This is a genomic window from Mesorhizobium sp. M0664 (assembly GCF_040320565.1).
In the GTDB taxonomy this organism is placed as follows: domain Bacteria; phylum Pseudomonadota; class Alphaproteobacteria; order Rhizobiales; family Rhizobiaceae; genus Mesorhizobium.
Genome location: NZ_JAMYPW010000010.1, coordinates 1 through 19,258 on the forward strand (window position 1 = coordinate 1; position 19,258 = coordinate 19,258).

Annotated in this window: 23 protein-coding genes and 4 pseudogenes; 13 read left to right on the top strand and 14 right to left on the bottom strand. The window is 61.0% G+C overall.

What is annotated here, in order from left to right:
• Positions 1-226: 226 nt before the first annotated feature.
• Positions 227-518 (bottom strand): annotated as a pseudogene (locus NKI39_RS12770) (type II toxin-antitoxin system RelE/ParE family toxin).
• 180 nt (positions 519-698) lie between these two features.
• Here NKI39_RS12770 and NKI39_RS12780 point away from each other — a divergent pair.
• Positions 699-872: pseudogene (locus NKI39_RS12780) on the top strand (type II toxin-antitoxin system RelB/DinJ family antitoxin); the annotation flags it as partial.
• A gap of 174 nt (positions 873-1,046) precedes the next feature.
• On the opposite strand, the gene NKI39_RS12785 reads toward NKI39_RS12780, so the two are convergent.
• From NKI39_RS12785 to NKI39_RS12795, 3 genes are read right to left on the bottom strand one after another with little or no spacing between them, the layout of a single operon-like run.
• The gene (locus tag NKI39_RS12785; protein WP_352832148.1) at positions 1,047-1,244 is read right to left on the bottom strand and encodes a hypothetical protein; all 198 of its coding nucleotides are present in this window, start codon (positions 1,242-1,244) and stop codon (positions 1,047-1,049) included.
• A complete protein-coding gene (locus tag NKI39_RS12790) occupies positions 1,241-1,831 on the bottom strand; it encodes a type II toxin-antitoxin system VapC family toxin (RefSeq protein ID WP_352832151.1) in 591 nt (196 codons plus the stop codon). The genes NKI39_RS12785 and NKI39_RS12790 overlap by 4 nt, the downstream gene beginning before the upstream one ends.
• Positions 1,821-2,117 carry a hypothetical protein gene (locus tag NKI39_RS12795; protein ID WP_352503696.1) on the bottom strand — a complete coding sequence of 99 codons (297 nt, stop codon included), beginning with the start codon at positions 2,115-2,117 and terminating at the stop codon, positions 1,821-1,823. The genes NKI39_RS12790 and NKI39_RS12795 overlap by 11 nt, the downstream gene beginning before the upstream one ends.
• A 69-nt stretch (positions 2,118-2,186) precedes the next feature.
• On the opposite strand from NKI39_RS12795, the pseudogene NKI39_RS12800 reads away from it, so the two are divergent.
• Both NKI39_RS12800 and NKI39_RS12805 read left to right on the top strand, forming a co-directional pair.
• A pseudogene (locus NKI39_RS12800) lies at positions 2,187-2,595 on the top strand (ATP-binding protein); the annotation flags it as partial.
• 663 nt (positions 2,596-3,258) lie between these two features.
• On the top strand, positions 3,259-3,696 hold the full coding sequence (locus tag NKI39_RS12805) for a hypothetical protein (RefSeq protein WP_352832154.1): 438 nt from the start codon (positions 3,259-3,261) through the stop codon (positions 3,694-3,696).
• On the opposite strand, the gene NKI39_RS12810 is transcribed toward NKI39_RS12805, so the two are convergent.
• A complete protein-coding gene (locus tag NKI39_RS12810; RefSeq protein WP_352832157.1) occupies positions 3,662-4,135 on the bottom strand; it encodes an Lrp/AsnC family transcriptional regulator in 474 nt (157 codons plus the stop codon). The genes NKI39_RS12805 and NKI39_RS12810 overlap by 35 nt on opposite strands.
• Positions 4,136-4,263: 128 nt before the next feature.
• Between NKI39_RS12810 and NKI39_RS12815 the strand changes: the two genes are divergently transcribed.
• Positions 4,264-6,654 (top strand): thiamine pyrophosphate-binding protein, encoded by a 2,391-nt coding sequence (locus NKI39_RS12815; RefSeq protein WP_352832160.1) that lies wholly within the window; start codon positions 4,264-4,266, stop codon positions 6,652-6,654.
• A gap of 104 nt (positions 6,655-6,758) precedes the next feature.
• Here the strand turns inward: NKI39_RS12815 and NKI39_RS12820 are convergent, their stop codons facing one another.
• The 8 genes from NKI39_RS12820 to NKI39_RS12855 form a co-directional block, all read right to left on the bottom strand.
• Positions 6,759-7,511 carry an ATP-binding cassette domain-containing protein gene (locus NKI39_RS12820; RefSeq protein WP_352832162.1) on the bottom strand — a complete coding sequence of 251 codons (753 nt, stop codon included), beginning with the start codon at positions 7,509-7,511 and terminating at the stop codon, positions 6,759-6,761.
• 9 nt (positions 7,512-7,520) lie between these two features.
• Entirely contained in the window at positions 7,521-8,720 is a 1,200-nt protein-coding gene (locus NKI39_RS12825) for an alanine racemase (RefSeq protein ID WP_352832165.1), read from the bottom strand.
• Between the two features lie 12 nt (positions 8,721-8,732).
• A complete protein-coding gene (locus tag NKI39_RS12830) occupies positions 8,733-9,707 on the bottom strand; it encodes an ABC transporter permease (protein ID WP_352832168.1) in 975 nt (324 codons plus the stop codon).
• A 35-nt stretch (positions 9,708-9,742) separates the two neighbouring features.
• Positions 9,743-10,804, bottom strand: a complete 1,062-nt coding sequence (locus NKI39_RS12835; RefSeq protein WP_352832170.1) for a substrate-binding domain-containing protein — start codon at positions 10,802-10,804, stop codon at positions 9,743-9,745.
• A gap of 60 nt (positions 10,805-10,864) precedes the next feature.
• Positions 10,865-11,926 carry a substrate-binding domain-containing protein gene (locus tag NKI39_RS12840; RefSeq protein WP_352472940.1) on the bottom strand — a complete coding sequence of 354 codons (1,062 nt, stop codon included), beginning with the start codon at positions 11,924-11,926 and terminating at the stop codon, positions 10,865-10,867.
• A gap of 33 nt (positions 11,927-11,959) precedes the next feature.
• Positions 11,960-13,219, bottom strand: a complete 1,260-nt coding sequence (locus tag NKI39_RS12845; RefSeq protein WP_352472939.1) for a M20 family metallopeptidase — start codon at positions 13,217-13,219, stop codon at positions 11,960-11,962.
• Positions 13,216-14,430 (bottom strand): ROK family transcriptional regulator, encoded by a 1,215-nt coding sequence (locus NKI39_RS12850; RefSeq protein ID WP_352503703.1) that lies wholly within the window; start codon positions 14,428-14,430, stop codon positions 13,216-13,218. The genes NKI39_RS12845 and NKI39_RS12850 overlap by 4 nt, the downstream gene beginning before the upstream one ends.
• A gap of 136 nt (positions 14,431-14,566) precedes the next feature.
• Entirely contained in the window at positions 14,567-14,719 is a 153-nt protein-coding gene (locus NKI39_RS12855) for a DUF6894 family protein (protein WP_352472937.1), read from the bottom strand.
• A 202-nt stretch (positions 14,720-14,921) separates the two neighbouring features.
• On the opposite strand from NKI39_RS12855, the gene NKI39_RS12860 reads away from it, so the two are divergent.
• The 6 genes from NKI39_RS12860 (at position 14,922) to NKI39_RS12885 (ending at position 16,994) form a co-directional block, all read left to right on the top strand.
• The gene (locus NKI39_RS12860) at positions 14,922-15,182 is read left to right on the top strand and encodes a hypothetical protein (protein WP_352472936.1); all 261 of its coding nucleotides are present in this window, start codon (positions 14,922-14,924) and stop codon (positions 15,180-15,182) included.
• 69 nt (positions 15,183-15,251) lie between these two features.
• The gene (locus NKI39_RS12865; protein ID WP_352472935.1) at positions 15,252-15,485 is read left to right on the top strand and encodes a hypothetical protein; all 234 of its coding nucleotides are present in this window, start codon (positions 15,252-15,254) and stop codon (positions 15,483-15,485) included.
• 51 nt (positions 15,486-15,536) lie between these two features.
• Positions 15,537-15,779 carry a DUF982 domain-containing protein gene (locus tag NKI39_RS12870; RefSeq protein WP_352503706.1) on the top strand — a complete coding sequence of 81 codons (243 nt, stop codon included), beginning with the start codon at positions 15,537-15,539 and terminating at the stop codon, positions 15,777-15,779.
• A gap of 490 nt (positions 15,780-16,269) precedes the next feature.
• Positions 16,270-16,527, top strand: coding sequence for a hypothetical protein (locus NKI39_RS12875; protein ID WP_352472933.1), 258 nt, complete (start codon positions 16,270-16,272; stop codon positions 16,525-16,527).
• The gene (locus NKI39_RS12880; protein ID WP_352772472.1) at positions 16,502-16,825 is read left to right on the top strand and encodes a hypothetical protein; all 324 of its coding nucleotides are present in this window, start codon (positions 16,502-16,504) and stop codon (positions 16,823-16,825) included. Before NKI39_RS12875 ends, NKI39_RS12880 begins: the two co-directional genes overlap by 26 nt.
• 7 nt (positions 16,826-16,832) lie before the next feature.
• A complete protein-coding gene (locus NKI39_RS12885; RefSeq protein WP_352503707.1) occupies positions 16,833-16,994 on the top strand; it encodes a DUF982 domain-containing protein in 162 nt (53 codons plus the stop codon).
• Between the two features lie 525 nt (positions 16,995-17,519).
• On the opposite strand, the gene NKI39_RS12890 is transcribed toward NKI39_RS12885, so the two are convergent.
• A complete protein-coding gene (locus NKI39_RS12890; protein WP_352832173.1) occupies positions 17,520-17,756 on the bottom strand; it encodes a hypothetical protein in 237 nt (78 codons plus the stop codon).
• A gap of 292 nt (positions 17,757-18,048) precedes the next feature.
• Between NKI39_RS12890 and NKI39_RS12895 the strand changes: the two genes are divergently transcribed.
• From NKI39_RS12895 to NKI39_RS12905, 3 genes and pseudogenes are all read left to right on the top strand, one after another.
• Positions 18,049-18,189, top strand: coding sequence for a DUF982 domain-containing protein (locus NKI39_RS12895; protein WP_352503916.1), 141 nt, complete (start codon positions 18,049-18,051; stop codon positions 18,187-18,189).
• 27 nt (positions 18,190-18,216) lie between these two features.
• A pseudogene (locus NKI39_RS12900) lies at positions 18,217-18,425 on the top strand (hypothetical protein); the annotation flags it as partial.
• A 168-nt stretch (positions 18,426-18,593) separates the two neighbouring features.
• Complete coding sequence (locus tag NKI39_RS12905) at positions 18,594-19,049, top strand: Ros/MucR family transcriptional regulator (protein ID WP_352832176.1); 456 nt, start codon at positions 18,594-18,596, stop codon at positions 19,047-19,049.
• Positions 19,050-19,258 lie beyond the last annotated feature (209 nt).

Here is a 19,258-nt window from a genome sequence, read left to right on the forward strand (position 1 = left end):
CACGAGCAAGTCCGCTGACCGAACAAGGCTGTTCGACCAACAATTCGAATATCGTGCGCCTCGTCGAGTCTCCGAGCGCTGTCCAGTGTTTCGCGTTAGTGGCCACTAACGCGAACTTAAATCGATGGGCCGGCACTGTCAACCTGGAGTGCTCGATGGTACGGAACTCAGGCCGTTGGCCCGCCGGAAAGCGGTGCTGGATTTCCACATTCGGAAAGAAAGAAGACTACTCCGTGGCGATCTCATCCGGCCACATCTGGGCGCCATGCAGGACGCGAAGGATGCGAACCGTGTCGGTCGTCACAACATAGGCGGCGATATAAGGCGTGCGCGGGATGACGAGCTCTCACGTGCCCGCGATCCGGCCGGGTCGCCCGCTTTCGGGAAAGTCGATGAGACGGCGCGCCGCAAACACGATCTGCTGTCGACGTCAACTGCCGCGCTCGGATTTCCGCTTCGATATGTGTGAAGATGTCATCGCGATCGGAGAGCGCAAACCGCGCCCAGACGAGCCTCACCGCTCGCCCGCCACGGCCCTGCGAAGCGCTGCCGCCCGCCGTTCAGCAAAATGGGCCTCGGCGTCCGCGTCCTCAACGACAACAGCGACGCCCATGATGCCTGGTTCCGCGCCAAGGTTCTGCAGGCGCTCGAGGACACCCGGCCCGACGTGTCATGCAGATGTATTACGTTCTTCGTCAGTGAAAGGAGACCCGGCCACGGCATCGAACGCACTGGTCCAGACCCGAATTAACGCGGAAGTGAAGGAACGCGCCACGGTGGTTTTGGAAAGCATGGGACTCACGGTTTCGGATGCCGTCCGTATCCTCTTGACCCGGACGGCGAACGAGGGCGCCTTGCCGCTCGAACTCGTCGGCATGGGCGCGGCAACAGCCCAGCTCGAGCGCGCAGGACCCTCCAACCGAACAGCCGACGACAATCAGGCGGTCACCTTTCACCAACTTTAGAACTTCGGCGGCCCATTCCTCGATACGGTCGCCCAAGGGGTACAGCGTCGGCGCATAGGTTGATCCCGGAAGAAGGTCTGTCTACCCGGCCCACATGGAGCCATCGAGCGGAAGCGCATGAAGGAGGCTGAAGGTGTGATGCCAGATAAAGCGGGCAGAGGTGCAGTCGCCTCGAAAGGCCGGCGTATTCTGCAGATGATTGACCTCAGTCGCCGGCCCCCGATCCAGCTGTTCCAGTTCGTGAAGAATATCGACAGGAGGACCAACCGTGACGTTCATGATGACCGCCGTTCCGGCGGAGCTCGATAGAGGATGATCCGTCCCGTCGGCAGAACCTGGGTGAGGAGATCAAAATCGCGGACGTTGCCGGTCAGCACGCTCGCACCCAACTGACACCCCTGCGGGAACACGAGGGCGTCATTTAGGAAGCGGCGCTCGTGCCCCTCCCTGTTGGGCAGATTGCTCAGCCGGAAGAGCAAGCCAGCCAAGACCCCGGCCTGTCCCCAGATCGCATCGTCCGGTGCATGAAGTCGGTGGTCCGGAATGTCCTCTACCGTGGCTTCAATCGTCTCGAGGACAGCTTTTGTGGAGGCATGCTTAGGGTCCAGCTGACCAAAGGCTTGGGTCAGCTCAGACAGGCAGACAGCGGAATGGTGGCATCGGCGATAGGTAAGCAGCGTATCGACTTCAACCGGCGATCGTCCCTGCAGGACATCCAGATAGACGCTCGTATCCAGAAACAGCGGTCCCCCGATCGCAGGTTCGTCAGCAACCCATGGGAGATCGTCGTCGGCCCTGCGCTTCAGCGTTCCGTTGTGCTTTTGGGGCTTTAGCGATCGGAGGGTTTCGGAAAGATCAAACCCCAAGATCCATGTCCGCCGGGATACTGCCCTTACGTCCGACCAGGCGGGCGCCAAAGTCATCTTCGAGGGCCAGGCGCGACAGCGCCAATTCCAACAGCTCCGTGTCCGAGGTGACGTGGGCGCGCTTCTTGGCCGCCTCGATCAACTCCGCGGGCACCCGCGCCGAAAGACGGGTATTCTTCGCGGCGCCGAGGAGGCCGGCGGCTTTCGCTTGCTCCAGTACAAGTTTATTGCGGGTCGATGCGACCGTTGCTTCGCTTTCTGCAGCCGTCCGTGTCTGCGCAGCCATGAGAACCTCCTGTGTTGAACAGAATATAGATTGCGTTGAACGCATAGGCGAGGCTTCGTAGCCGCTGGCCGTCGGGACCATCGCTCCGGGATGATGAAGCGGGCGTCTGACGCTTTCGCACTCATCACGCGGGCCAGTATTCGGGGCTTGCGACCCAACCCGTGAAGGGCGGAGAAGTCCTCCTCGCATTGCAGCGACGGGCAGTCCAAGGTCGCCGACGCGCTCTCAACGGGTGCGCGTTTTCAGCTCTACCTGGCCCTGCGGCTTGCCGGATATTACGAGTTCGCCCAGGTTCGACCCTCTGCGCCATTCATTGCCGACGACATCGTGGAGACCTTCGACCATTTCCGGTCCGAGGAGGTTTTTCAGGTTGTTTGGTCAGATGGCAAGCGCTGGCCAGGTGATTTATCTGACGCATCACCAGCACCTGTGCGAGATCGCCAAGGCTGTTGTTCCCGGCGTTACAATTCACGAGCTCACGAAGTTGGCTGCTGCGGCGTGGGATGAGTTGAGGCTGCAAACTGAAAGTAAACGGCCGGGCCGTCAGAAACACACCGCGAAAGGACGGCGAGTGCCACGGTGTCGGGGAACGCATTCCCATCCTCCGCCGGCAAGCCGAAAGCTCCAAGCTGGGCAGCCCGTGCGAAGCCTGGGCGGCTGGCTCACTCCACGTGGGTTCCCAACGTTCGGCCTAGCAGCGCACGCCGCTGCTCTCGCCGGTCCAACCCGCGGGAGGTCTTGGCATGCCCACCTTCATTCCGGCCATTGCGACAACGCCGACGGCGACGGCGATTTGACGCTCTGGGAACTGGCCAACCCAGCAGCTGCGATACGGGCAGTTTTCTCAGAGTTGGGTACCGTCACGCAGGCCTGACCCAGCCGGCAGCCGGGATTTTCCCGGAACGAATTCGTTAGTTCGCCTTGCATGGTCCGAGCTGCGGCGTCGGATGTCGTCCAGCTATTCCGGTCGCGCAAAGCTGACAAAATTTCACACAACTTTATAGCGGCAGCCAAAACCCGTCACTTATAGTTCGCTCGGTATCGCTTCTAATGCTAATGCCACCCGTTCAGGTCGGTACACCAGGATGACAAAGCAAAAGCACAGCGCCCAGACTCCCGCCGTTTCGCGAGGAGAAATCCAATGCTAATGACGCAGTGCCGCCGACCATTCCTGCCAAGCGTCAGACGTCGCACCGGAAAGACGGCATTCTTCGTTGCGCAAAATCTGCAGACCGCTCCAGTGCCATGCCGCGCTATGTCGAGCAGCACCGGCACTTTTCTGATTTTCCCGGAAGAGACCGCCAAATGGTGGACGTCCCGCGCCATTGCGGCCTGGTTGGCTTTGGCGGTCAGCCAGGTTCTTGAGCAATCCGCGCGGCGGCGGCTGATGCGCCGGAAGGCAGTCGATTCTCGCCGCAACCATGAGCATAAGATCCAATTGCAGCCGGCGGAAACACCAGAAATCACAGCCAGTGTTGAGGCGTGCCGAACCCATATTGCCCACTTGCTGCAAGACCTGCGACACGCGGGTCCGTCCGAAAAAATCATGCCTCTACCGGCAACCGGTTCGATCGCTTGATCTGGGCAAGCGCGAAGCTGGACTCGATCGAGGAGACGCCATCGAGCCGCGTCAGTTTTTCCTTCAGGAAGCGCTCATAGGCGTGCAGGTCGCGCACCACCACACGCAGCAGATAATCGCGCTGGCCAGTCATCAGATAGCAATCGACCACCTCGGGCCAGCGCGCGATTGCCGCGTTGAACCGGTTCAGCTCGCTCTCGCGCTGGCGCTCAAGCTTGATCGAGGCAAACACCGAGATCGGCAGATCGACCATGTCCTGGTCGATCAGGGCGGCATAGCCAGTGATCACCCCCATATCCTCCATCAGGCGGACCCGGCGGGCGCAGGGCGAGGCCGAAAGGCCGACCCGCTCGGCAAGCTGCTGCGCCGTCATCCTGCCATCGACCTGCAGCGCGGCAATGATCTTTCGGTCGATATTGTCCAGTCGACTTTTTGGCATCGAACGTCACTCCATTGGCTGATATTGGCACAACCAGCTAACGCAGCTGCCAATCTCATGCAAGTTTAGCGACAATTGGTTTTTGCTCAGCCCTAGGATTGAGACATCGCAACCGGGAGTCTTGCAGCATGGACAAACAAAAACTGGAGGCGCTTTCGGCACTGGAGAAAAAGGTGCTCTGGCTGTCGACATGGATGATCCATAACGCCAATCACCTGCGGGAAAATACGGACGGCTTGAAGATTGGCGGACACCAGGCATCCTCGGCGTCGCTGGTGACGATCATGACCGCGCTCTATTTCTCAGTGCTGAGGCCACACGACCGCGTCGCGGTAAAGCCGCATGCCTCGCCAGTGTTTCACGCCATCCAGTATCTTTTGGGCAATCAGACGAGGGAGAAGCTCGAAGGATTTCGCGCCTTCGGTGGCGCGCAAAGCTATCCGTCGCGGACCAAGGATGTCGACGACGTCGATTTCTCCACCGGCTCCGTAGGCCTCGGCGTCGCGCAGACACTGTTTGCCTCCCTTGTGCAGGATTATCTCGGCGCCCGCGACGAAAGCATGCCCGAGGGCCGCATGGTGGCGCTGATCGGCGATGCCGAGATGGACGAAGGCAACATCTTCGAGGCGCTGCTCGAAGGGTGGAAACACGGCCTGCGCAACTGCTGGTGGATCGTCGACTACAACCGACAGAGCCTCGATGCCGTGGTTCGCGAAGGCCTTTGGGAACGCTTCGAAAACATTTTCCGGAATTTCGGCTGGGACGTCGTGATCCTGAAATACGGCTCGCTGCTCGAAGCCTCCTTCACCGAACCGGGGGGCGAGGCGCTAAAGGCATGGATCGAGGCCTGCCCGAACCAGCTCTATTCGGCGCTGACGTTTCAAGGCGGCTCCGCCTGGCGCAAGCGCCTAGTCGCCGACATCGGAGACAAGCCGGGCCTGGCATCGCTTCTCGACCGGCGCTCCGATGCCGAGCTCGCCGCGCTGATGACCAATCTCGGCGGCCACGACCTGCCATGCCTGATCGAGGCCTTCGGGACGGCACGCGGCAACGATCGACCGACATGCTTCATTGCATATACGATCAAGGGCTTCGGCCTGCCGCTCGCCGGCCACAAGGACAACCACGCCGGCCTGATGACCAGGGATCAGATGGCGGTCCTTCGTGCCTCGATGTCGGTCGGCGACGGGCGGGAGTGGGACGCCTTCGAGGGATTGGCTGTTGGAGATCTGGAGCTGCAACGATTCCTCGACGCCGTTCCGTTCGCGGCAAAGGGCCAGCGGCGCCGGCACGCCCAGCGCATCGTGGTCCCTGGTCGTCTCGTCGCGGAAGCCAAAGGCAGCGTCTCCACGCAGGTCGGCTTCGGCAGAATTCTGGACGAGATTGCGCGGGCTGGCGGGCCGCTCGCCGACGCGATCGTGACGGCATCGCCCGACGTCACGGTTTCGACCAATCTCGGCCCCTGGGTCAACCGGCGCGGCCTGTTCGCGCGTCAGTCACTCGCCGACACTTTCCGCAGCGAACGCATCGCCTCGGCGCAGAAATGGGAATTCGGCCCCTCCGGCCAGCACATCGAACTCGGCATCGCCGAGAACAATCTGTTCATCCTGCTGTCGGCACTTGGGCTGTCGCATTCGATTTTCGGCAAACGGCTGCTGCCGATCGGCACGCTCTACGATCCGTTCATCCAGCGCGGTCTCGATGCGCTCAACTATGCCTGCTATCAGGATGCGCGCTTCCTGCTGGTCGCCACGCCATCCGGGGTCACATTGGCTCCGGAAGGTGGGGCGCATCAGTCGATCGCCACACCGTTGATCGGGATGGCACAGGACGGGCTTGCGGCCTACGAGCCGGCCTTCGTCGACGAGCTCGCCGTCATCATGCGCTTTGCGCTGGATTATATGCAGCGCGACGGCGACGCCGTGCAGTCGGAGCGCACCTGGCTGCGCGACGAGACCGGCGGCTCGGTCTATCTGCGGCTCTCGACGCGCCCGGTCGAGCAGATCATTCGTCCCATGATGCCACAGCTCGAGCAGGACATCATCGACGGGGGCTACTGGCTGCGGGCTCCGGGTCCCAATGCCGAAGTGATTGTTGCCTATACCGGCGCGGTTGCGCCGGAGGCCATCGAAGCTATCGGCATGATGGCCGAGGACCGTCGCGACGTCGGTCTTTTGGCCGTGACTTCGGCCGATCGCTTGAACGCAGGCTGGACAGCGGCAAGTCGCGCGCGCGAACGCGGCCTCGTTCACGCCAGGAGTCATATCGAAAGGCTGTTTGCCGATCTCCCTGCGCATTGCACCATCGTCTCCGTCACCGACGGTCATCCGGCGGTACTCGGCTGGCTGGGTTCGGTGTACGGCCATCGCACGCGCAGTCTCGGCGTCGAGCATTTTGGCCAGTCAGGGACTATCGGCGACCTTTACCGCCACTTCGGCATCGACGCCAATTCCATAGCCACAGCCGCCGACCGGATTGCTGGTGGGCGCCCCATCCGCCATCTGCGCGCGCTGGATTGATGCTGACGACATTCTGTGGCCGAGGCCTGATCGTGGATCTGAAATCATGCCACTCGCTGCTCGGGTAACGCAATGTCTGAACGGCGCGCCTCTGTCGGACCGGGCTAGTGCTGAAGCCCGGTGATCATGGCGACGATCTCGTTCTTGTCGGTCTCGCTGGTCTTGCGCACGCCGATCTGTTTGCCACGTCGCAGAACACAGATCCGATCTGAGAGCCTGAACACCTGGTCGAGGCTGTGGCTGATGATCAGCACGCCAATGTTGCGCTGCTTCAGCGACAGAACAATCGTCTCGACCTTGGCGGTCTCGGCAACGCCGAGCGCGGCGGTTGGCTCGTCGAGCAGGATCAGCTTGCTTGCCCAGTGCGTGGCGCGCGCAATCGCCACGCCCTGGCGCTGGCCGCCCGAGAGATCGCGGATGGTGGCGTGAGCCGATGGGATACGAACGTCGAGATCCTTCACCAGCTTTTCGGTGTCGTCGATCATCCGGCGTCGGTCGAGCAGGCCGAAGCGGTTCACCGGCTCGCGGCCAAGAAACATGTTCATGTAGACGGTCTGCTGATCGGCGAGCGCCAGGTCCTGATAGACCACCTCAATGCCGTGGGCGCGCGCCATGGTGGCGCTCGACATTGCCACCGCCCGCCCCTCGATGATGATCGTCCCGGATGTCGGAGCATGCACCCCCGTCACGATCTTGACCAGCGTCGACTTGCCGGCACCGTTATCGCCGACCAACGCCACTATCTCGCCGGGATAGAGCTCGAGCGAGAAATTTTCGATGGCGGTGAGGCCGCCGAAATTCTTGCGGATGTCGCGCAGCTGCAAAACAGGGGCCGTGCCGGTCGTGGTTGCGTTCATCACTTGCTCCTAGACAGGCCAGGCAGCGGTTTCGCCAAAACCGTTTTCGATCGTTTCGACTTGGGGCGCCCCCTTTGAGACACCGGAGATGCCGACCACGTAGGCGCGGGTCACGAACGCCTGGCCGCGAAAGCCGAACACCGCCGTGTCGCCGGGGCGTGGTGCATTGGCGCCGCTAGCGTCAATCATTGCGTAATAGTCGATTGCGGCAGGCGGCGGCACCTCGACGCTTCTGAGCGCGGCGGCGGCCGTGGTGGGTTCTGCGGACACGATTGCCTTCACCTCATAGTCCGGAAAGATCGGATCGATATAGAAGCCGCCACCCAGGCAGTAGGCTTTGCCGCCAGACAAATGCGAGACCTCGGTCAAGTACAGAACGGCAGGGAGCTCCGGCAGATCCTCCATGACGTGCAGCGCGGTGGTGCCGGCCAATCCATTGCCCGGTTCACATTGCGTGGCGCCGGCTTCCGCCAGCGCGCCAAGCAGGACACTCGACGTTGTGCCGGGCGCGTTCACCTCTATGTCGCTGCGGCCGGACTTGGCGAGCGCTTCGGCAGCTCTGCCCAGTGTCGCCAGATTGTGTGTCGGCAGGACCGTTCGCGTGGTCTGGTCGAACAACAGCGCCGGGAAGGTGGTGATGCCAGCGAACCGGGCACCGTCGAGACCATCCAGTTTTTCGGCGACAGCGGCGATATCGGCCGCCTCAAAACCACCTTCGTGGCCGCGGTAGAAAACGTCACCATCGGCGCGGATGCGGGCAAGCAGGTTTTGCGTGTACCCGGCGAGCCTTGCGCCGGCAGCGGTTTCTTCAGCCTTGGTGTCGTTGAAGACGGTCCAATAGTCCGGCCTGAACGTTTTGGCCGCCGCATTGGCCTCGTGCCTTGCGATCTGCTGCAGGTGGCCAAGATGACCGAGCCTCAGGCCTGCTCTGTGCGTTGCCCGCGCGCAGGCCATGTCGACGGCGACGGCCTGATCGATGCCGCCACGCTTGAGCGCATGGCAGAACGAACTGGCGCGGCCGACCTGCTTGGTCATGGCGAAAATCTTCAGGCCGAACCGGTCGGCCTCGCGCTTCAGGACCCGGGCATTGCTTTCGACGGCATCGAGGTCGAGCACATAGGAATTAGCCGGCAGCTTTCCTTCCTGGTGCAGGCGCATGGCGCTTTCTATAAAGCTCGGATTGCGGCGCCGCAGAACATCGAGGAACATGACAAAACTCCTTCAACGGGACTTTTCGCGCAGCGATACGGCGACGGCCGCAAGAATGATCAAGCCGCGCACGATCATCTGGTCGGAGACGGACAGGCCCATCAGGATGAGGCCGTTGTTCAGCATGCCCATCATCAGCGAGCCCACCAGCGCACCGACAATCGATCCCTTGCCGCCGTTAAGCAGGGTTCCGCCGACAATGACGGCCGCTATCACCGTCATAAGGTCGGTTTCTCCGAGCGTGTATTTCGCAGCCTGCAGCCGGCCGGCATAGAGCAGCCCGGCAAGGCCGGCGAGCCCGCCGCTTGTGGTCAGAACGGCAAGCCTTATCTGCGCCACGCTGATGCCGGAAACACTGGCGGCACGGCTGTTGTCGCCGGTGGCCAGCACATGGGCGCCGAAGCGCGTCTCGCGAAAGATGAGATGCGCGATCGCAACGGCAATTACCGTCCACCAGATCAAAGACGGAACACCCAGCAAAGAACCCGAGCCGAAGAAACCGGTGAAAGCGTCGTTGGTGACCGGGATCGACCGCAAATCGGTCATCGAGCGAGATACGCCGGCAAACAGCCCGAGCGTCGCCAGCGTTACCAGGAATGAAGGCAACTTGACGTAAGCCACGAGGGCGCCGTTGAGCAGGCCGATCAGCAGGCCGGCGCCGAGGCCGGCCAGCACCCCAGCCAACAAGCCGTAGACGTTTATCGCCACCGCGGCGGCAAGGGCTGCCACGGCAACGATCGAACCTATCGAAAGATCAATTTCGCCCGCCGACATGACAAAGACAAGGCCGATCGCCATGATCGTCACGGGTGCCGTCTGCAGCACGATGTTGGACAGGTTGCGGACCGTCAGAAAACCGCTGTCCTTCAGTACGATCGCGAAGAACAGAAAGATCGCCAGAAATCCGAGATAGACGACATATTGCTGCAGGTTGAAGCGGCTGACCAAGCTCGCTGCCCGGCCGGGGCTGGTGTTGACACTCGACATTCTCACTTCCTCCGGCGGGGCGCCATTGTCCGCCGCTATTTCATGGCGGCCGCGATGGTCGCGGGCACGTCCTTGTTGAGGGACCGCTTCCACCCGTCCTTGACAGTGTCCTTGGTGACGGCGAGGGAATCGACCACGATGAACGGCGCGGCCTTCTTGCCGATCAACGAGGCGGCCGTGGCGCGCGCCAGCGTTACGCCGATGTCGTAGGCTTCGTCTGCGATGAGTGCGGCAACGTTGCCGCCTTTCACCATGTCCAGTGCCGCCGGTTCGTTCAGGTCGAGCGTGACGATCTTGGTGTGGCTGTTGCCGGCCGCCCGCAATGTGGACAGCACGCTAAGCGCCGGCTCAGCCCAGGTGACATAGATACCGTCGAGGTCCGGGTGCTGTGTGATCATCGCCTGCGCGATTTCCTCGCTGCGCGCGGGGTCGGCCATTCCGGCCTCGGCCACGATCTTCATGTCGGGATAGTCCTGCTCGATCGTGTGCTTGAATGCTCCGTCACGCTGGTTGGTGACGTAGAAATCGGCATCGTGAAAGATGTAGCCGACCTTGCCCTGCTTGCCGAGCGCGTCGGCCATTGCGATCCCGGCCTTGTTGCCCATCTGGAAAAGGTCGTCCGAAACGATGGTCACATAATCCTTGCCGTGAACGTAGCCTGCCGGCGAATTGTCGACGAATCCCAATTTCACGCCGGCCTGGCGCGCAGGATCATAGACGGTGGCCGCACTTGCGGGATCGACCGGTAGGGACAGTATAATAGAGGGCCTTTTGGCGAGTACTGTCTCGACGTCGGATTTCTGACGGGCCGCATCAAAGCCGGCGTCGGTCTGAGCGACGACCGTGATGCCGAGCCGCTTCAACTCGTCCTGGGCGCCGCTGTTCACCGCGTTGGTGTATTCGCTCATCTCATGCCAGACCAGCGCGGCGGTGTATTTGCCGTCCTTGATCTGCTGCTCCTCAGCTGGTGTGAGCACGACGCTCTTTGCCGGCGTCGGCTTTTCCCCGTTCGGTCCCGTGGTGGTGCCCTCGGCTGCGAAGGCGTTGGCAGCGACGAGTGCTACCAGTGCCGACAACATTCCAATTGCTATGCGCATGTCGGTTCCCCTTGTTTTTATGATGTCGGCGGCCCTGATTGGCCGCCGGGCATTGCCCTGTCATTTGGCCGCGTCGAGCACCGATTGCGGCGCGTCGCGGTTCAACGAATCCTTCCAGCCCTGCGCAACGTTCTGCTTGGTCACGGTAAGCGCCGGGGCAACGACGAAGGCCGGGGTCTCCTGGCCGAGCAGCGCCTTGACGCCGACAGCGGCCATGGCGCGGCCGAGCTCATAGGCCTTGTCGGCCACCAGTGCGGTCACATTGCCGCCCTTGACCATATCGAGCGCCACCGGTTCGGCGAGGTCGAGCGTGACAATCTTGGTCTTGGTGTTTCCGCTTGCCCGCAAGGCCGACAGCACGCCGTCGGCCGGTTCGGCCCAGGTGACGTAGATGCCGTCAAGATCGGGATGCTGCACGAGCATCGCGCTGGCCAGCTCTTCTGCCCGCGCCGGATCGGAGATCCCCTGCTCGGCGACGATCTTGATGCCGGGATAATCCTTCTCGATCGTTGTCTTGAAAGCCTGGTCGCGCTGGTTCGTCACATAGTAACTGGCGTCGTGGAAGATGTAGCCGACCTTGCCCTTTCCATCGAGCGCCTTGGCCAGTGCATCGGCCGCCTGCTTGCCCATCTGGAACAGGTCGTCAGTGACGATGGCTGCATAGTCGGTTCCGTGCTTGTAGCCTTTCGGCAGATTGGAAAGGAATACCAGCTTGGTGCCGTCGGTGAGCGCCTGACGGAACGCCTCGGCCGAAGTGACCGGATCGAGGGGCAGTGACAGGATGACGTTTGGCTTCGCCGCGAGCGCGGTTTCGATGTCGCTGCGCTGGCGCGCGGCGTCAAAGCCCGCGTCGGTGGTGGCGACGATTTGAATGCCGGCACGGGCAAATTCATCCTTGGCACCGGACGTGACCGCATTGGTGAAGTCGGAGGAGGTGTGCCACAGCAGCGCGGCCTTGTAGCCCTTCTCCTTTACTGCGGCCAGGTCTGCATCCGACAATCTAACCTCGGCGCTGGGTGTCGCCGTCTCGCCGCTCGGTCCCACTGTCTGTGCGCCGGCTCCACCGGCCATGAGCATCAGGCTACCTGCAAGTGCTGTAGCAACAAGTCTGTCTATCAGCATGATAGTTCTCCCATTTTCGCTCTCAGTTGTCCTTCATTCCGTAACGCCGCAATACTCCACCATGAACCGGGCGAAGCCGATGACGCCGGCCAGATATTCCTCGACATCGACGTGTTCGTTGAAGGTGTGGCAGTTGCGAATATCGCCTGGCGCGCAGTACACGGCGGGGATGCCGAGCCGGTTGGTGAAAAATGATGACTCTGACCAGAATGGCGCGCCTTCGATGGCGCCGCGACCAGCCATCGATCGGGCCATGGCGGCAGCAAGAGCGCCGACCTCCGGCCTGTCAGGTGCAATCTCGGCGGCGTTACCCCCGAGCGGATGATCGCGACCGGCCGGATAGGCGAACGCCAACATGATTTCGGGATCGGTGATGGCGCCGCGCACCACTGCCTCGATTTCGGCGGCGGCCTCGTCCAGCGACTCGCCGGGCAACAGCTTGCGGATCAGCGACAACGTGCAGCGTTCGGGCACCGCGATGTAGCCGCCGCCCGCAAGGCCGGTGATCAGCAGGAAGCCACGCCCAATCAGCGGGTGCTCGGCCCTTGTTGCAACATCTTCCGAATGCTTCCACAGCGCGCTCATGACGGCGTGGCTTGCACGCAAGGCATCCTTGCCGAGTTCGGGTACGCCGAAATAGGCTGATCGTCCGGTGATGGTGATGTCGGTAATGAAGAAGCCAATTTGGGCCGGATAAACCGAAAGGCGGGTAGGCTCCACATAGACGACGAAATCGGGCGCCACGATTTCGCCTCTCTCGATGCGGCCGACGAAGTCCTTGATGCCGGCGGAGACGCCGGTTCCAGGCTGGCCGCTCTCCTCGTCGCCGACGAAGGCAAAGGCAACGTCGCCGGCCAGTTGGATGTCGGCTGTGTCTAGCAGAGAGAGTGCCGACAGCGCGGAGCAGATGCCGGCCTTGAGGTCGCCGGCGCCGCGGCCCCAGATCTGCCCGTCGATCATTGGCGCGGCAAACGGATCCTGCTTGGCGGTGCCAGCCCAGTGCTCGCGCCAGCCCTCGACATGGACCGTATCGGTGTGGCCGATGAAGAGCAGCCGCTTGCCGGCGCCGGCACCTTTGCGCTCACCCCAGATGTTGGGCCGGCCGGGCGCGAATTCCGCGCGCCGAATTTCGCTCAAGCCAAGCACGCGCATCCGGTCTTCAAGGAAGGCGACAAAGTTTTCTTCGTGACCGGTTATGCTTTCGCGGCCGATTGCCCCCCGCAGAAGCTCAACCGCTGCGTCGCAATCGAGGGCCGCGCGCAAGCGAGTGGTGATGTCCTTTGAGACAGTCATAGCGTGGCCTCGCGCAGCACGGCCGAACTGGCTGGGGGAAGCGAAATGCGTCCGTCGGGCGCGTCGACGCCGAACAGTGTGTTGTGCAACTGGCCGAGCCCGATCGCGGCAGCGCCGATGAGCGCTGCCCGCGACCCGAGTTCGCTGGCCTCAACGGCGATAGGGTAGGGGAAGCAGCGCGGCAGCAGGTCCCTAACGCGCAACAGGATTTCCGGCCGCAGCCCGATCGAGCCGCCCAGGACGACCTTTTGCGGATTGGCAATTGCCGCTATGGCCACAATGCCTTGCGCCAGGTAGCGCGCGGTTTCGTCGAGCACCGTCGCGGCATGCCTGTCTCCGGCCAATGCACTGTGGAAAATCGTCGGCACGTTGACGATGTTGCCCGTCAGCGCTGCGTAGCGTTCAACCATGGCGTTGGTTGCGACCACGCGCTCGAAAGCGCCGGCGCGCAACGATGTCGGCGCGAAAGGATCGGCGCCAATCGGCAAAAAGCCCATCTCGCCGGCTGCATTGCTGGCGCCCCGCACCAGATTGCCTCCAACCATGAGGCCGCTGCCGATACCGGTACCCAGCGCTATGAAGGCGAGATTGTCGATACCGCGGCCGCACCCCTGCCAGTTCTCGCCGAGCACCGCCAGATTGACATCGTTCTCGATCATCACATGAAACCCGAATGCCTGCTCGAAAGCGCGAACGACATTCATCGTGCCAAAGCCGGCAATATTCGGGGCAAGCAGAACGCGGCCCGTCTTCTTGTCGGGTGCACCGGGAACACCAATCACCGCCAGCCTTATCTTTGTGCGCGAGATTCGGTGCCTCTCGGCCGCCTGAAGCGCTAGATCCACGATCTGGTCGACGATGAACTGTCCGCCCCGAGGATCGGTCGGCGCCGTTTCCTCCGCGAATATCTGGCAGGCAAGATCGGTGAGCGCGACCCGGACTTTGGCGCCGCCGAGGTCGACGGCCGCGATGTAGGCCGCGTCAAATACGAGTTCGTAAGTGACAGCCGTGCGTCCGACATGTCCGCTCGTGCGCCCTGTCTCCTGCACCCAGCCTTCCTGCTCGAGTGTCCTGACGATCTCGGAGATTGTCTGCTTGGACAAGCCGGTCTGCTTTGCGATCGAAGCGCGCGAGATCGGCCCTCCTTGCACGATCGCCTCCATGACGGAGCGCTGGGAGAACTGACGAGAAATGCGCGGCAGGTCGTTCAACAGCAGCTCCGATTAATTCGTTCTATGACCGAACTTAATAGTCATTTTCGACGGCCGTCAACTGGCCGCTCAGGCTCTTCATCGGCGGGCCGCCGACGCATATGCGAGGCCACGGGGCCATGCAGGAGGTAGATAGTCACCGCACCAATTGCGGCAGCTTATCTTTGGTGATTTCGACCAAGGCTCTTACCGCCTCTTGTTTTGCAGCTTCGAGGTCTGGCAGATCGGTGCCTTTGACGTCGGGGAAGACTTGCCCGGTATCGGTGAAGTCGAAGAAAAAGCGAGGCATCCCTACAAACACAATAAACGCAGGAAAGGTTCATCTTGCTTCACGATTGGCTATGCAGCCGGCGCCCCGCCGCTCTAATGCACGCAGCCGCTAACGACCGTGGACTGACCTCCGATGATGTCCGCGACATTTGGTTAAAAACGTACGCGGCCAGACTCATCGCCCTGATCCGCCTAGAGTTACTTCCGAAAGGAACGCTCTCATGCTGCCATTGCCCCACGCCGTCGATCCAAAGGTAGTTGCTGAGATCAATAGTTTGCTAGACGATCACACGGGGGCGGTGCCAGTGCCCGTTCACAAACTGGCGGCGGTTGTCCGGCTGCGCCTCAAAAGCCATCTTTCCATCGCGACTATCGAGGAGCTGATCGTGGACGAAGCCGAGTGTCGCCACCTGCCCATGCTGTTCGAACTGCCGGGAACGGAAGCGGCTGTAGTTTCAACTGCTCTGAGTCGCGCGACTTGAAGGTTAGGGTTTGGGCATTCGGCTCTGGCAGGAGAGCCCACCGCGCGTCCGCCCCAATGGTGACAGCCTATGACCAGCAGCAGCTCAACTAGTGGTACTGCCTATCCTGGCGACCTGATTCTGTTGAAGCAGGTCTTTGATCGTGTATGCGCCGAGCAAGGCATTCCAGTAGGAAGCGAGCAGGCGGAGCGCCTGAGCGTGAGCGCAATGGCACTCTTCTCGGACGGCGAGTTCGACGAGGCCGTTCTCTATGAACACCTTCGGTTTGTTGCCCGCTCTCTGCCGAGCAGGGACCGAGCATGACCTACCATGATTCGGATGGTCGGCGGGTTCGTGCCGCCCTACTTACCCCTCATGGCAACCCATTGGTTCGTCCCTCCGGTGTTCGTGAAGACTGAAACCGGCGACAGGCATGGCTGCGACAATGCGAGGGCAGCCCTTGAGCAGCTCAAGAGGTGGACCCGCAGAGGACCTCGCTGGCATAAGGCGGTGACCCTCTGCCTGTCAGATCTAGAGGGCGATCCGATTGACCCTCAGGTGGTACGAAAGGCCTTCGAGGCTGCCGCCAAGGAAGCCAAGATGTATCTCTCCCCGTAGGAGGAGGAGAAATTTCTCCCAAAGATTCAGTCCTTTATTTCGTACGATTCGAACATTGATTTGTTCGAGAGGTGACCTAAGTGGCCGCTTGGGTTCTCGCTGAGGTGGGAGGCCTCGTATGAACGTTTGCACGGACTGTCGACCCGACAAGGTGACGGCCAAACACCTTGTTCACGAGCTAACCCTACAAGTCCCTCGCGGCCAAATCATCTCCATAAAAGACACTATCGCAGCAGTGCGCCGAGATGGGCCACATCTGGCGGAAACTGACTGCGAGCTGGTGGAGCTTATTGTCAATGTTGCCCCAGCCTTTGGCCTGTTTGTCGGGTTCGATCTTCGCGAATAGCCGCATGGCAACCCATTGGTTCAACCGTCTATGGGATCGAGAGGGGCGCGGGGAACTTCGCGCGCGCACCCACCAAATTATTCGCATCCCCTTCGGAACCCTTTCGCAACGAAAGTGTTTCAGACCGAATGTGGGAACGACGTTATGCCGGCACGACCAACAGCAGCGACAGCCTTTCAACGGCTGATCAGCTCAGAAGATAATCGTCAGCTGCTCCGCAACAGGCTTGGTCTCGAAGTCGACGAGAAACTGCCGGCGTCCCTTGCTGCATTGTTGCAGGAGCTTGAGCGGCGAGAGCAGGTCGAGGCTGATTGGAGCGCCACCACTTTGGCAGCGCGGGCTTCTATGGCCTTCGACGAACCAGAAGGAACCTTCAGTGACCCTTATGGCCATGCTGCGTAGGGGACGTGCCTTCCGGGGGATGATCAGTTCGGAAGGCTACTGCCGGAAGCTGCGCAGGCTCCTAAGGTTTGTGGGCGAACCAACTCTGACACCGACGCTTGCCGCACTGGCGCGGGAGCTTTCAGAAGAGTTTGAGCTGCGGAAGCAAGAATCGGCCGACGAAATTCCTCGCCCTACAACCCATTGGTTCTCCCCTCCGGTCCTCAAGACCGAGCGTCCCGGGATCATCCACCACGTCAACAACGCCGAGACGGCCGGCGAGGAGCTGACGAAGTGGACGAAGCGTGGCCCTTGGTGACCTCGCGGTGCGCGTTTGTATGGCCGCGATATTCGACGAGAGGGAACCTGAGGAGGCTCGTAAGGCATTCCTGGCTGCTGCCGAGGTGGAGGGGACGTTACGGTCGCCTCTGATTAGAGCTGGTGATTGGAAAGTTTATCAAAACTCGCGACCGGAAGCTGGTTACTGAGGAAGTCCCCTCTAATTTCCGCCCGTGGCAACCCATTGGTTCTCCCCTCCGGTGTACGTCAACACCGACGTTGGGCCACCTACGGGTGCGACAATGTCGAGGGTGCCGCCGAGGAACTTATGAAGTGGACCAAGACGGGACCTAAGTGGAGGAAGGCTGTGCAAGCGTAGAAGCCCTTCAGGACCGTGTGGAAGAGGTCCGTCAGGCTTTCGAGGCTGCTGCCAAGGAGGAGGGGTGTTACGCTCCTCTGGTTAGGTCTCCTGTGTCCCTGTGCCCCTCGACTACACCCTGAGGAGAATTTCAGGGGAGCGTTGGGATACCGGCCTAATCGTCACTCCATGTCGGGCACGTCGCCCCGAACCAAAGAGTGTCGTTGGCTCGCCGTATTCGCCCAGCGCCGGGTTAGCGCAACGCGACCCCGCAATGTCACGGTATGTTTCGTCCCCAGAGCTTTGGCGGTCCTTTATCGCTCGGTCTTAGGTCTGCTGCTCGGCTGGCCCATAGGCTGCGTGGAAGTCGCCGTTCTCATCGCGGGTCGAAGGTGGTAACAACAATTAGCTTGGGGCCTTCTGCTGAAGAAGGAAGCTGGCTTTCGGATTGGTGAAGCCTAGCAGAGGGCATGAAAGTTTCTCCGCAGGCGAAAGAAGCGCCGAATCGACTCAGAGCAAATGCGGGATCATTGTCCTCACGCATCAACCAGGTGGGGAGAAAAATGGCAAAAAACGAAACCACGACCACGGGCGTCGCAAGCGCGGCGTCCAAGATTCTTAGCAATCCCAAATCAACGAAAGCAGAAAAAAGCGTTGCTGCCTCAGCTTTAACTCAGGCGAAAGATAGGGGGCCGGGTCGCTCTAGCCGTGGGAAAAAGGCTAGCAATTGCATACAAAGGTAGGCCGGCAAGCGGGGCAACTGCCCCCGCCCAAAAATGCAACAGTTACCCACTTTGCGTTGCCGGCCAGTATCTCTGAATTTTCAGCGATTGCCCCTGAATAATCTTAGCCTCTATACCCATGGATTGGTTAAGCGGCTAAACGCCGGCCTGACCTGATGCGTTATGATTGCCCATTGGAGAAACTGGGCGCCGCACCCAGCAGCCATGGCCTGCATGAAGGTGCTCGGCGGCGATAAGGCCCCGGAGATTGCCCGCGTGGCATTTCTCAGCGCCACCAAGGAAGCGAAAATCTTGAACGCCTGACATCACACACGTTCTGATCCTGGGCTGTGTTCGCGTGTCGGCGCGCCGATGCCTGGCGTCGTCTCGGCGCTCTCGGTCGCTGCCGTCCAAGCGGCGAAGGCCGGCGATCTGCTGTTTTCGATCGAAGCTTGAGATGGAACGGCGCTGCATGCCGAGCGCGACAGGACCATCGCCGAAGTCCAGATCAAGGCCGGCGACCAGATAATGCCAACGATCTGCTGATCGCATTCGGGTGAATGAGGGTGCTACACCTGAAGGGAAATTGGCCGCACACACCCATGTCGCAGGGGATGACCAGCAAAGTCGGCCTTGGAGTAATCTAGGGTCAAATAATCGTTGTTTGCAATTGCGCAGGCCGAATTTTCCAAATAGGAACGCCGGAGATCAACACGGGAACGAATTTGATGGATGAAGCAATTGGGCAGCGAAGGGCTGATCTGCTAGGGATGACAGCAGATATCGTCGCAGCCTATGTCCAGAGCAACGCAACGCCCGTGGCGGATCTGCCGAATTTGATCGCCATTGTCAATTCTGCGTTGTCTGGCCTGGCTGAGCCGGTCGCTGCACCATCGCCAATACTTATGCCCGCGGTAAATCCTAAGAAGTCGATCTTTCCCGAATACATTATAAGCCTTGAGAACGGGCGCAAGTTCAAGTCGATGAAGCGCCACCTGGGCTTGCTTGGCATGACACCTGATGAGTACAGAGCCAAGTGGGGTTTGGCGTGGGACTATCCTATGGTCGCCCCCAGCTATGCGGCTCAGCGGTCTGCGCTTGCCAAAGCTGCCGGTCTCGGCCGCAAGGCGGTTGAAAAAACGCCGCCAAAAAAAGCACCAGCAAAGCGCAAGGCCAAAGCCTGACAGTGCACGACGTTCGGGCCATGCCATCAGGTCTAGATGGTCTAGGTGGCCTGGCTGGGAATGAGCTGCCTGGCTTCGCGGTTCAGTAAGCGCCGCTCACGCGACAAGACAAGCTTCAGCACGGCTTGCGCTTCACGTCCTTGTATCCTGACGGGGCAGGAGAGGTCGATCAATGTGCGATCGACAAGTCGAGCCGATACATCGTCGCC

Bases quoted from the DNA above. Each gene is read 5' to 3' on its own strand.
- NKI39_RS12785 (WP_352832148.1), bottom strand. From the start codon at position 1,244: ATGAACGTCACGGTTGGTCCTCCTGTCGATATTCTTCACGAACTGGAA.
- NKI39_RS12795 (WP_352503696.1), bottom strand. From the start codon at position 2,117: ATGGCTGCGCAGACACGGACGGCTGCAGAAAGCGAAGCAACGGTCGCA.
- NKI39_RS12805 (WP_352832154.1), top strand. From the start codon at position 3,259: ATGCTAATGACGCAGTGCCGCCGACCATTCCTGCCAAGCGTCAGACGT.
- NKI39_RS12810 (WP_352832157.1), bottom strand. From the start codon at position 4,135: ATGCCAAAAAGTCGACTGGACAATATCGACCGAAAGATCATTGCCGCG.
- NKI39_RS12815 (WP_352832160.1), top strand. From the start codon at position 4,264: ATGGACAAACAAAAACTGGAGGCGCTTTCGGCACTGGAGAAAAAGGTG.
- NKI39_RS12820 (WP_352832162.1), bottom strand. From the start codon at position 7,511: ATGAACGCAACCACGACCGGCACGGCCCCTGTTTTGCAGCTGCGCGAC.
- NKI39_RS12825 (WP_352832165.1), bottom strand. From the start codon at position 8,720: ATGTTCCTCGATGTTCTGCGGCGCCGCAATCCGAGCTTTATAGAAAGC.
- NKI39_RS12830 (WP_352832168.1), bottom strand. From the start codon at position 9,707: ATGTCGAGTGTCAACACCAGCCCCGGCCGGGCAGCGAGCTTGGTCAGC.
- NKI39_RS12835 (WP_352832170.1), bottom strand. From the start codon at position 10,804: ATGCGCATAGCAATTGGAATGTTGTCGGCACTGGTAGCACTCGTCGCT.
- NKI39_RS12840 (WP_352472940.1), bottom strand. From the start codon at position 11,926: ATGCTGATAGACAGACTTGTTGCTACAGCACTTGCAGGTAGCCTGATG.
- NKI39_RS12845 (WP_352472939.1), bottom strand. From the start codon at position 13,219: ATGACTGTCTCAAAGGACATCACCACTCGCTTGCGCGCGGCCCTCGAT.
- NKI39_RS12855 (WP_352472937.1), bottom strand. From the start codon at position 14,719: ATGCCTCGCTTTTTCTTCGACTTCACCGATACCGGGCAAGTCTTCCCC.
- NKI39_RS12860 (WP_352472936.1), top strand. From the start codon at position 14,922: ATGCTGCCATTGCCCCACGCCGTCGATCCAAAGGTAGTTGCTGAGATC.
- NKI39_RS12865 (WP_352472935.1), top strand. From the start codon at position 15,252: ATGACCAGCAGCAGCTCAACTAGTGGTACTGCCTATCCTGGCGACCTG.
- NKI39_RS12870 (WP_352503706.1), top strand. From the start codon at position 15,537: ATGGCAACCCATTGGTTCGTCCCTCCGGTGTTCGTGAAGACTGAAACC.
- NKI39_RS12875 (WP_352472933.1), top strand. From the start codon at position 16,270: ATGCCGGCACGACCAACAGCAGCGACAGCCTTTCAACGGCTGATCAGC.
- NKI39_RS12895 (WP_352503916.1), top strand. From the start codon at position 18,049: ATGATTGCCCATTGGAGAAACTGGGCGCCGCACCCAGCAGCCATGGCC.
- NKI39_RS12905 (WP_352832176.1), top strand. From the start codon at position 18,594: ATGGATGAAGCAATTGGGCAGCGAAGGGCTGATCTGCTAGGGATGACA.